The organism is Lyngbya sp. CCAP 1446/10, from assembly GCF_026130175.1.
In the GTDB taxonomy this organism is placed as follows: Bacteria; Cyanobacteriota; Cyanobacteriia; order Cyanobacteriales; family Microcoleaceae; genus Microcoleus.
Genome location: NZ_JAIGNI010000014.1, coordinates 28,780 through 40,819, shown reverse-complemented (window position 1 = coordinate 40,819; position 12,040 = coordinate 28,780). Strand labels below are relative to the sequence as shown.

The following is a 12,040-nucleotide window of genomic DNA, read 5'->3' as shown; positions in this document are numbered from 1 at the left end:
GTTCAAAATTAATTACACAATCTTTCTACTGAAACCCTTGCCTAGCAAGGAGTCTTCATGTAATTAATTTTGTGTGGTTACTTAACTCATGGTTCATCAGTATTATGCTTTTTCACTACTGTACCCCTCTTAAAGAAATACAATGAGAACCCCTCTACCCGGATACCAACTGATCTCCACCATCCACGAAGGTACAAAAACCGTTATTTATCAAGGTCGCCACGAATTAGAACACACTCCTGTCATCATTAAAACTCTCAAAGCCGAGTATCCGACCCTAGAAGAAATCGCCCGAATCAGACACGAATATCAAATCCTCCACTCTTTAAACATCCCAGGCATTATCAAGCCCATCGAATTAAAACCTTACGAACACGGACTTGCCCTGATTCTCGAAGATTTTGGCGGCCAAACCCTCAAACAATATATTACCTCCCAAAAAACTTCCTTAATAAACTTTCTTCAAATCGCCAGTCAACTCGCCCAAATTCTCGGAGAACTGCATACAAATCAAATTATTCACAAAGACATTAAACCCCAGAATATCCTCATAAAACCAGAAACCAAAGAAATAAAACTCATCGACTTTAGCATCGCCACCCGCCTAGAAAAAGAAAATCCTACCATCAGTAACCCCAACCACATCGAAGGCTCTCTCGCGTATATGTCTCCCGAACAAACTGGGAGAATGAATCGGTCAATAGACTACCGCACAGACTTTTACTCCCTTGGCATTACCTTCTACGAAATGCTTGCGGGTCAGCTACCTTTTAATTCTAACGACCCAATGGAATTGGTGCATTGCCACATCGCCAAACAACCCGCACCGATAAATCAGCTAAATCCAGAAATTCCCAACGCGGTTGTTGACATCGTAATGAAATTATTAGCTAAAACTGCTGAAGACCGCTACCAAAGCGCTCGTGGACTTTTAGCCGATTTAGAAGAATGTCTTAAACAATTAGAAGAATCTGGACAAATTAAAGATTTCACAGCGGGTAAATTGGATCGATTCGGTCAATTTCTCATTCCTCAAAAACTATATGGACGAGAAACAGAAGTTGCAACCCTAATGACAGCCTTTGAACGAGTTGCCGTTGGCTCAACAGAAATGATGCTCGTCAGCGGTTATTCAGGCATTGGAAAAACCTGCGTTGTGCAAGAAATTCATAAACCCATAGTACGCCAGCGAGGTTATTTTATCGCCGGCAAATTCGACCAATTTAAAAAGAACATTCCCTATGCAGCCTTAATTCAAGCTTTCCAAGAATTAATCCGACAACTGTTAACAGAAAACTCGGAAAATATAGAAATTTGGAAAGAGCAACTTGTAGAAGCTTTGGGACAAAATGGACGGGTAATTATCGACGTAATTCCTGAAGTAGAAATGATTATGGGCGAACAGCCAGAAGTTCCCCAGCTAGGGCCAACAGAATCTCAAAATCGCTTCAACCGAGTTTATAAACAATTTATTCATGTATTCACTAAACTAGAACATCCGCTTGTTCTGTTCCTAGATGATTTACAGTGGGCAGATTCAGCCTCCCTTAAATTGCTCCAACTCTTGATAACAGACACCGATAGCGAATATCTGTTACTAATTGGAGCTTATCGAGATAACGAAGTCAGCCCAACTCATCCGACGATCCAAACCATTGAAGAGATTGAAAAAACAGGTGCGGTTGTGAATAATATCGTCCTCCAGGCTTTAGATATTAGCAACGTCCGTCAATTAGTCGCCGATACTCTTCAGGAAGATAACAATTCACTCAAATTAGCCGACTTACTTTTCAATAAAACTCAGGGAAATCCCTTCTTCTTAACACAACTTTTCAAAACTCTCCACTCTGAAGAACTGGTAAAATTTGATTTTATCAAAAGTTATTGGAAATGGGACATCAACCAGATTCAATCCCTGGGAATTGCTGATTATAACGTTGTCCAACTGGTAGCCAGAAATATCCAAAAACTGCCAGAAGCTACCCAAAAAATATTACAATTATCCGCTTGTATTGGCAACCGTTTTAACTTAGATGTATGCGCGATTATCAATGAAAAATCTCCGCTAGAGACAGCCGATGATTTGTGGTCAGCACTTCAATCAGGTCTCATTTTGCCCCTCAGTAACGACTACAAAATTCCTCTAGCTTTTCAGTCAGAAGAACAGAAACCGCTACTTTTTGATGAATCGAGAGTTGGCTACAGATTTTTACATGACCGGGTGCAACAAGCATCCTATTCAATGATTCCTGAAAATCAGAAAAAAGCAACTCACTTGAAAATTGGTAAGCTCTTATTGCATCAATACGCAGAAAACGCCCTAGAAGAGAATATATTTGATATTGTTAACCAGTTAAATATTGGCGTGGAATTCATCGCGCAGCAGTCAGAAAGAGATGAACTCGCCAACTTTAATTTAATTGCTGGACGAAAAGCAAAAGCAGCGACAGCTTATGAAGCTGCTGTCAGATATTTGAATGTAGGGTTAGAACTTCTGCCAGAATCTAGCTGGCAAAGTCAGTACGATTTGGCCAGGAATCTCCACTTAGAAACACTAGAATCCGAATACCTCAATACTAACTTTGAACGAGCACAACATTTATCGAAAATTATTCTGTTGCAAGCTAAAAGTCAGCTAGAAAAAGTCAAAGTTTATGAACTCAGAATCCCATTTTACTTACAGCAAAACCAGCCACAAGCAGCACTAGAGACAGCTTTGCAAGTCCTAATAATTCTGGGAGTATCTCTCCCTAGAAATCCAACAAAATTTAGTATTATGATGGGATTGATTCGCAACAAAATAGCAATAGGCGGTAAACAGATTGAGGATTTAGCTTTTCTCCCTTTAATGACTGACCCATATAAGCTTGCAGCCATGCGGATCTTAATCGCTATAATTCCGGCTGCTTTTATGGCAAACCCTATGCTTTTTCCGCTGATTGTATTTAAGATGGTCAATCTTTCTCTTCAATATGGTAATTCGCCCCTGTCTGCTTTTGGGTATGTGACTTATGGGATGCTGCTTTGTGGAGTGCTGTCTGACATTGATTCGGGATATCAATTTGGTAAACTGGCTGTCAAGCTGGTGGAACAATTTGCTGCTAAAGAACTCAAGGCTAAAATTGAGTTTCATTTTAATAGTTTCATTAGGCATTGGAAAGAGCATATCAAGGAAACAGTACAACCTTTTATAGAGGCATTTCAAAGTGGGTTAGAAACTGGAGATGTAGAATATGCTTGTTACTCAGGTTGGGGCTACGCTAACTATCCTTTTTGGAGTGGGGAGCATTTGGAATTAGTGGCTAAAAATCAGAAGCAATATATTGATGTGATGCTAAAATACAAACAATATATGGTGAGCGATCATGCTAAAATGTGGCATCAATTCGTGTTGAATTTTATGGATACAACTGCCGATAAATGTAGATTAGTTGGAGATCAATTTGATGAAGAAAAAATGATGCCTGTTTTTATAAAAAGTCATAATAACTTGGTAATTATTTATTATTACCTTTTTAAATTAATTTTATTTTACTTGTTTAAAAATAACCTTCAGGCTGTTAAAACGGCAGAATTAACAGAACAATACAAAGAAAATCTGGGTGCGCTCATGCACGCAGCAGAACACAATTTTTACTACTCTTTAGCCCTTCTCGCTCACTATCCCACCACCACCAAAACCGAACAAAAACAATACCTGAAAAAAGTAGCATTTTATCAAAAACAAATGAAAACCTGGGCGCACCACGCCCCCATGAACTTCCAACATAAATACGAACTCGTAGAAGCAGAAAAAGCACGAGTATTAGGACAAAACGAGACAGCAATAACCTACTACGAACGAGCCATCAACGGAGCCAAAGAACAAGGATTCATCCAAGAAGAAGCCCTTGCTAACGAACGCGCCGCCGAATTTTATCTAGCCCTCGGTAGAGAAAAAGTCGCCAAAACCTACATGACCGAAGCCTATTACTGCTACATTCGCTGGGGAGCGATCGCCAAAGTCAGAGACTTAGAAGAAACATATCCCCATCTCATCTCCCGCACCCAGCAGCCTGAAACTATCAGCCTCGACTCCACTAGCACAACCACCTCAAACTGGACAACAACCTCTACTTCCGGTCATTCAACATCACTTGACCTCGGTACAATTATGAAAGCAGCACAGGCGTTATCTGGGGAAATTGTTCTCAGCGAACTGCTAAATAAATTAATGACTATTGTCATAGAAAATGCTGGCGCTACTCGCGGCTCATTGCTCACCAAACCAACTTTTTCATCTAACCAAAGCGACAATCAGTGGGTGATTTCAGCTAACGGTATCGTGGAAGGTAACGACCTCACCGTATTGACCAATTCTCAACAACCAGAACAAGAAAATACTTCCGTTCCTCTACTAGGAAATGCAGTTCCAGTCGCGATTATTAACTACGTTGCCCGTACTAAAGAAACAGTCGTTTTAAACGATGCCAGCCACGAAGGAATCTTCAAAAAAGACCCTTACATCCAACAAAATCAGCCCAAATCAATCTTGTGTACGCCTCTACTCAATCAAGGTCAACTTACAGGAATTATCTATCTCGAAAATAATTTGACAACCGTTGCCTTTACCGCTGACAGACTCACAGTTTTACAAATGCTATCGGGACAAGCTGCGATCGCCATTACCAATGCCAAACTCTACGCAGAAGTCAATCAACTAAACCAAAATTTAGAACAAGCCAACCAACAACTTGCAGCACATTCGGAAAACCTAGAACAGAAAGTTGAAGAACGAACCGCCGAATTAAAAACAGCTCAAAAACAAATAGTAGCCTCAGAAAAACTCGCCTCCCTCGGAGCCCTCACCGCAGGTGTTGCCCACGAAATCCGCAACCCCCTCAACTTCGTCACTTCTCTGGCTACTCTCTCAGAAGAATTAACCTCTGAAATCGCAGAACAAATAGACCGCCAATTCCAAAATTTAGACTCAGAATCCCTGGAATTAATTAACGAAAACCTGACTTATCTTAAGCGCAACGTATCAGAAATTAACGAACAAGGGCAACGGGCAAACAGCATAATTCAAAGTATGCTCATGCACGCTCGCAGCGAGGGCAGTACCCGCCAAAAAACCGACATCAATGCCCTTGTCGCTCAAGCCCTACAATTAGCTTACCACAGCATTCGTGCCAAAGATAAAACCTTCAACCTTACCATTGAAACCGACTATGACCAATCAATTGGAGAACTAGATGTCGCCTTTTCTGACCTCAGCCGCGCCTTAATTAACATTATCGATAATGCTTGCTATGCCTCCCATATTAAACAATTTAAAGTGACCGCAGATTTCAATCCCACAGTTTCTATTACCACTAAAAATCTAGGCACTGCAATAGAAATTCGCATTCGTGACAACGGCATCGGCATTCCTCAAGAAAATCAACAAAAAATATTTCTCCCTTTCTTCACTACCAAGCCTCCCGGACAGGGAACGGGTTTAGGTTTATCCATCACTCATGATATCATTGTTGGGCAACACCGAGGTAATTTGGAAGTGCAAACTGAAACTGAAAACTACACCGAATTTATCATTACTTTGCCCAAAAGTTGAATAGTTTTGGCGCTAAAGTGCAACCATTGGTGTTAATTTAATGTTAAATATTTAGATTAAGAAGAGGTAGGGACACGGGAATACCCATTAGTGTCAACTTAAGGTGAAACCCGCCAGCAACTTAAATCCCTGTCTAATAGTTAAAGTCCTCTAAAGAGGACTAATGAATTATTTAGTCCTCTTTAGAGGACTTAAGCTTTGAGGCAGGGACTTAAGTCCCTTACGGATTAAGGGTTTGACGTTAAGTTGACACCAATCGGCATTGCCGTGTCCCTACTACGGGCATCGATACCGATCAATTAATTTAATTTTTCACAAAATTTAAACAACGCGGTATAGTAAGCTAATCACCCTAGTTATTTTTACCATAGGATACAGAATAGCTCCCCATGACAGCCAAAATCCTAGTCGTCGATGATGAACAACTCTTAGAATACGTCATTCAACAAAAATTCAGGCAAAAGATTCGGAGCAAAGAAATTGAATTTGTCTTTGCTCACAATGGCAGAGAAGCCTTAGAAAAAATTGCAGAATTTCCACCATTTGATTTAGTGCTAACAGATATTAATATGCCCGAAATGGACGGGTTAACTTTACTAGAAAAACTCTCAGAAATCGACAATACATTAAAAGCAGTCGTCATCTCCGCCTATGGAGATATGCAAAACATTAGAACTGCCATGAACCGGGGAGCTTTTGACTTTTTGACAAAACCCATTGATTTTCAGGACATGGAAATCACCATCCAAAGAGCCTTAGAAACTGTTAAACAAGTCAGACAAAATTTAACAGAACTTCAAGAGGTGCAAACTCAACTCATTCAAAACGAAAAAATGGCTTCCGTCGGCCAGTTAGTGGCCGGAGTTGCCCACGAAATTTACAATCCCATCAGCTTCATTATAGGAAACATTGAACACGCCGAAAGCTACTTTCAAGAATTGATGACTGCTCTCAATATTTATCAACAACACTGCTCCCTAAATAATCCAGAATTACAAAATCAAATTGAAGCTCTTGACCTCCCTTTTCTCTTAGAAGACTTGCCACAAATGCTCAGTTCTATGAGAGAAGGAACTGAGCGCATTCGGGGAATCAGCATTTCTCTGAGGACTTTTTCGCGGGCAGATACTAAATCCAAAGTTCGTTTCAATATCCATGAAGGAATTGATAGTAGCTTATTAATTTTGAGACATCGGCTCAAAGCGAATGAGGGTCAACCCGAAATTCAAGTGCTAAAAAACTACGGAGAATTACCCCCAGTAGAGTGTTATCCCGGACAGTTAAACCAGGTGTTTTTAAATATCATTGCTAATGCCATTGACGCATTGGAAGAGTGGAATGCAGGGCGGAGTCGCGATGAAATTAAGGCGAATCCTAATAAAATTACGATTCGCACTTTCCTTACCAATGATAGTGAAAAAAATATGAAAGACAATTCAACTTCTCATGTTATAATTTCTATTGCTGACAACGGGATGGGGATGACAGAAGAAGTGAAACAGCGGGTATTTAACCACTTATTTACTACAAAATCTGTGGGTAAAGGGACGGGATTGGGTTTATCAATTTCGCGGTCTATTGTTGAAGAAAAACACGAGGGATGGCTCAGTTGTAACTCTACACCAGGCGAGGGAACGGAATTTATTATTGAAATTCCCACTTAATGGTTGGGAACTGATAAAATCAACACTTACGCACGTCTAGGCTAGAAACCGGGTTTCTTCGTAGGTTTCTAGTGAGAATCTTCAATTTTGTAGATAAACCCGGTTTAGGAGCGTAAGTCCTGAAAATGATGAGTTTTCTGTAGGAGCAGTGCTTTCCTGCCTGCCCAAAACTTACTTACGGTGCAACCCAGAGGGGCAATCACAGGGGGATTGTCCTTACCAGAGAATTAAACTCCTGGTTACTTGCTAACAAGAGCAATTCCATGACAGCTAAAATCTTAGTAGTTGATGACGAACCACTTTTAGAATATCTAATCCTTCAGCTATTTCGGCGTCAAATCAGCACTCAAGAATTTGAGTTTTCTTTTGCAATTAATGGAGTCCAAGCTTTAGATAAACTGCAAGCTGATGGCTCCTTTAACTTAGTGCTAACTGATATTAGTATGCCCGAAATGGACGGTTTAACTTTGCTAGAGAATCTGCCAGCTATTGACCCGACGCTCAAAGCTGTAGTGGTTTCAGCTTATGGGGATATGCCAAATATTAGGACAGCTATGAATAGGGGTGCTTTTGATTTTTTAACGAAGCCGATTGATTTGCATGACTTAAAAATTACAATTAATAAAACTTTAGAGTTTGTGCGACTTGCTAGGGAAAAAGAGCAGCAACTTGCTACAGCGAATGCACAAATCCGCTACCAAGCATTTTACGACGAGCTGACAGGTTTACCTAACCGTAATTTGCTCTTAAAGGAGATGCGTAGTGGCAGGAATTCTATAATAGAAATGGGTCATTTAGAAGCTATTTTATTTCTGACTCTTAACCGTTATCAAATTGTTAAATATAGCTTAGGTCATTCTAGAGCAGAGCAGTTGCTAGTAGAAGTAGCACGGCGGTTAGAGGCTTGGGGTTTGAATATGAATCTTATAGCAAGAGTGGGAGAAGATGCGTTTGCGATTTGGCTGGAAAATATTACTAATTCTCAGTTAGCTTTAGATGCAGCAGAACACATTCGTCAAGCATTAGAAATACCGTCTAACTTAAATGGAACTGCGGTCTTTTCTAGCGTTAGTATTGGCATTGCTTTAGGTGCAATTGGCACAGAAGAGCCGGAAGATTTACTGCGAGCGGCTGACGCGGCTAGACATGAGGCTTTTGTTCGAGGTGCTAGTAGCACTGTGGTATTTGATGCTGGTATGCAGTCGAGAGCTTTAGAGCAACTCCAGTTAGAAAATGACTTGCAAAATGCAATTAATTTACAACAGTTTTACTTGAATTATCAGCCAATTGTATCTTTTGTAACTGGTAAAATAGTGGGGTTTGAAGCGTTGGCAAGATGGCGGCATCCGACGCGCGGGTTGGTTTCTCCGAGCGAGTTTATTCCAGTGGCGGAAAGAACGGGTTTGATTGTGGCACTAGGGGAGTGGGTACTGTCGGAAGCAGTGGCTTGTTTAAGTAAATGGCAATTGCAATTCCCTGACTATTTGCCTTTAAACATGAGTGTTAATTTATCGGGAATTCAGCTATTTGCTCCTAATTTGTTACCGCATTTAGACTCACTGCTGCGAGTGCATAATTTGAAGGGCGAATTTTTGAAGTTAGAGATTACCGAGAGTGTTTTAATGGAGAATGCTGAGGAGGCCGCTGGGGTGCTAGAGCTATTGAAAGCTCGACAGGTTAAGGTTTGTCTGGATGATTTTGGTACTGGTTATTCTAATTTATCTTACTTACAATTGCTGCCGATTGATACTCTCAAAATTGACCGCTCTTTTGTTTCCAGCCTGGAGAAAGGAGGGAAACATTTGACTTTGCTGGAGGCGATTCTAAATCTGGCGAGTTCTTTGGAATTAGAGACCATCGCAGAAGGGGTGGAGACGCAAGAGCAACTAATTATACTCCGTTCTTTGGGATGCAATTCCTATCAGGGGTACTTTTTCTCGCGACCTTTGGATGAGGAAGGGGCTGTTGCTCTGTTGAGTGCTGCAACGCTCTTGGGCGATGCTTAAACGGCGGATATTTCAAGGCTAACTAATACAGCCTATTCTTGGTTTATTAAGGTAACTGCTCACCGCAACTGCGTTGCGATATAGCCAATGATGGCTCATAGCTTGCGGGAGAGCAAGTGTGGTAAGAGTTTGAGCCAAATAGGTAAAAATAGAGTATAGTAGCTGTCATGCCCAATCCAACAGCGGTGACAAACCAACCAGTAGAGATAGCCATTGTAGTAGAGAAGATGGCCATTGCAGTGTTGTCTTTCGGAGAATGGCTACTCAAACAACAGCAGCAGCTAAAACAACAACAACGAAAACTGGCAGAAAAACAACACCACATCGAATAGCAGCAACAGGAGATTGAACAGTTATAGCCTTTCTCAAAAAGGTGAGGTACGACTGGGTATAGGCCTCCGTAGGCATAGGGCTATCCTCATCTTTCTGAGAACCGCTATAAAAGAAACTAAAAAACCGCACCTCATCAAACATCAAACAGTTCTACTCCCCTTGCAAGCCATCAATGTCTCTCAATAAGCTTCTCAGAAATTGTCGGCTTTCGTAACTAGGGTTTTCTCGGTAACTTTGCATCAGCAAGATTGCCTCATCCACTAACTGTTGTTGGTGTGTCCATTCTTCTCCGCTGAAGTGTTCGGGACAAGTCGCCTGATTCATCTGCTGCTGCACCCGTTGAGCAATGTAGAGCGCAAAGTTTTCGGCGGCGACTTCATTCATCAACGCACAGACTTTTGATACTCGTCAGCCTGGTTATCGGTATGGCAAATCGAGTTTTTTCAATTTCCTTAGTGGCTTGAATCCACTTTTTGATTTTATTGGCAGTAGCAAGCTGTTGCTTGTTTTGTTTCATGCTCAATGATATCGCAAAAGCTACCTGTGGGTGAATAGCACCAATGAGGTCGTGAATTCAAATTAAGGGGAGTATTTAAGCTTATTTGCAAATCCTGTTCGATGGTAGGAATATAACCGTACCAAGCTTCTGACATAGCCTCAAAATAAAAATGGTCGCCCCAAATGGCATCGCATTTTTGGCATCCAAACGACATATAAGAGCGCCTGACTGTCTTGCTGTACCGTTTCTTAATCTCTCCCATGCGGATTGTTTGACCACCCTCTGTTTTTAAATAGTTTTTGACTGCTTGAATAAGTTCGGGTCTAAACAGCCAAAAGTTGCTGTCGAAATCCCCAAAAGCTCCCTCATTTATTTTTATTCCGCATTCTGAATAATAACCAGGATTGGGGATGTAATAAAGGTAGTGCTGTTGTTGGCATCTCCAACAAAACACAGCAAAAAAAACTACCTTAACTTGCTGAGTTTGACGGACTCGGTAATGAGAAGCAAATTTAAAATGCCTTGACAGCAGCGCTGCCATAAATTCAGAAAGTGTCAGGGTTCTGCTAGGGGCATCAACCCTTAGAGCATCCTTTGATTCCAGCCACAACTTAAACATAGGTAAGTCTTGGCAACTAAAATCAGGAGATGTAGGAAGTTTACGAAACAGCCAGCAGCAACGGATGCCGTCCCGCTGATATTTGGCTTGCCTTGCAGCAGTTTCTTCTAAAGTTTGCGAACTCCACTGCACCTCAAAAGCTAGCTTGATTAACTGTCCCCGGTCTGTTTGGGTGGCTAGAACATCCGCTCTCCAATCAGAGCCTGAAACTTCTGTTTTGGCATCGTAGCCAAATTGCTGACAGACTCGAACAATTTCAGTATTGGCTAATAGATGCTGCCACGTTTCCGGTGCCCAATTACAAATCTTGTCCTTGCCATGAACAAAATGCTTGGTGCCGAGTTTAGATGTGCGTAAGTACCCAGTAGAGTCACAACAGCACAGTCTAACTTGTGGGCGCTGAGCTTTCAAATTGAGCCATTCTTCATCGGACATCACAGGGGCTAATAGCTCTCGGCCTGCAAAAAATGCTCTCAACGGCATCATTTCACCTCAAACGCAACACTTGTATCCTTAACCAAACATATCAAATCCCCGGAGCGATCGCCTTCCAAAACTTGACGACTTCTGAACCGCCTCGTTAAGAAATCCCTCGAACCGATGCAGCAATGCAACACTCTCAACTTTTCCAGCACGTCTGAAGTAGCTCACCGTATACCATTACAACCGGATGTTGTTTGACAATCGCTCCAATAACTCCATCGCAGTTTGCACTACCACTTCCTTTATCCCACGCAGAGTCAATCTAATGTATTTCCCACGCTTATGCTACCGTGCGCTTGAAAGGTTATTAATATAACTTGAGGACTTTGAATGCGATCGCACCAATCAGTACACAGAAACCTAGCGCTCTCCGAAAATAATTCACACCTTGAAATAATTCCTCCCACGCCCAAGTAAACAAAGAGCCAAAAGCTACCAAGTCTAACGCTGTATAGATTTCACCGGTTGTTAAAACAAGTTTAAGCAAACTCGCTGCTATCGTGACAATCAACGGTAGGTTTGGCGGCCGCAGCTCTCACAATTTCGCCGTTGCTATCCCGGAATATTTGATCGAATGCAGTATTTGTCATTATTTTAAAATACTTGGCTGACGCTTTTTACTTTATGCCAATAAGCCCAACATTCCCTCTACCTTTTTGTTGATTGAGCTAACGGTTCTTATGGCTGACACACTCAAACTAGCGTCACCACGCAAAGACAACGCTTAGCAACTCAGCTAATCTGTAGCGATCGCCCGCCACCACCGCATTAAGAAATCCCTCAGACTGATGCAGCAATGCAGTATTTGCGGCAAACTTTCTGGTGTCAGGTAGAGTACACAAA

6 protein-coding genes are annotated in these 12,040 nt (G+C 41.5%); 4 read left to right on the top strand and 2 right to left on the bottom strand.

The window, feature by feature from the left end:
• The first annotated feature begins 142 nt into the window (after nt 1-142).
• From K4039_RS08730 to K4039_RS08715, 4 genes are all read left to right on the top strand, one after another.
• Complete coding sequence (locus K4039_RS08730) at nt 143-5,593, top strand: ATP-binding sensor histidine kinase (protein ID WP_265234766.1); 5,451 nt, start codon at nt 143-145, stop codon at nt 5,591-5,593.
• Between the two features lie 389 nt (nt 5,594-5,982).
• The gene (locus K4039_RS08725; protein ID WP_265234765.1) at nt 5,983-7,257 is read left to right on the top strand and encodes a response regulator; all 1,275 of its coding nucleotides are present in this window, start codon (nt 5,983-5,985) and stop codon (nt 7,255-7,257) included.
• Between the two features lie 263 nt (nt 7,258-7,520).
• Complete coding sequence (locus K4039_RS08720; protein ID WP_265234764.1) at nt 7,521-9,263, top strand: bifunctional diguanylate cyclase/phosphodiesterase; 1,743 nt, start codon at nt 7,521-7,523, stop codon at nt 9,261-9,263.
• A 167-nt stretch (nt 9,264-9,430) separates the two neighbouring features.
• On the top strand, nt 9,431-9,595 hold the full coding sequence (locus K4039_RS08715) for a hypothetical protein (protein ID WP_265234763.1): 165 nt from the start codon (nt 9,431-9,433) through the stop codon (nt 9,593-9,595).
• Between the two features lie 151 nt (nt 9,596-9,746).
• On the opposite strand, the gene K4039_RS08710 is transcribed toward K4039_RS08715, so the two are convergent.
• Both K4039_RS08710 and K4039_RS08705 read right to left on the bottom strand, forming a co-directional pair.
• Nucleotides 9,747-9,980, bottom strand: coding sequence for a hypothetical protein (locus K4039_RS08710; protein ID WP_265234762.1), 234 nt, complete (start codon nt 9,978-9,980; stop codon nt 9,747-9,749).
• A 95-nt stretch (nt 9,981-10,075) separates the two neighbouring features.
• Complete coding sequence (locus tag K4039_RS08705) at nt 10,076-11,200, bottom strand: hypothetical protein (RefSeq protein ID WP_265234761.1); 1,125 nt, start codon at nt 11,198-11,200, stop codon at nt 10,076-10,078.
• Nucleotides 11,201-12,040 lie beyond the last annotated feature (840 nt).

Coding starts and splice junctions, on each gene's coding strand:
- K4039_RS08730 (WP_265234766.1), top strand. CDS start 143: ATGAGAACCCCTCTACCCGGATACCAACTGATCTCCACCATCCACGAA.
- K4039_RS08725 (WP_265234765.1), top strand. CDS start 5,983: ATGACAGCCAAAATCCTAGTCGTCGATGATGAACAACTCTTAGAATAC.
- K4039_RS08720 (WP_265234764.1), top strand. CDS start 7,521: ATGACAGCTAAAATCTTAGTAGTTGATGACGAACCACTTTTAGAATAT.
- K4039_RS08715 (WP_265234763.1), top strand. CDS start 9,431: ATGCCCAATCCAACAGCGGTGACAAACCAACCAGTAGAGATAGCCATT.
- K4039_RS08710 (WP_265234762.1), bottom strand. CDS start 9,980: ATGAATGAAGTCGCCGCCGAAAACTTTGCGCTCTACATTGCTCAACGG.
- K4039_RS08705 (WP_265234761.1), bottom strand. CDS start 11,200: ATGATGCCGTTGAGAGCATTTTTTGCAGGCCGAGAGCTATTAGCCCCT.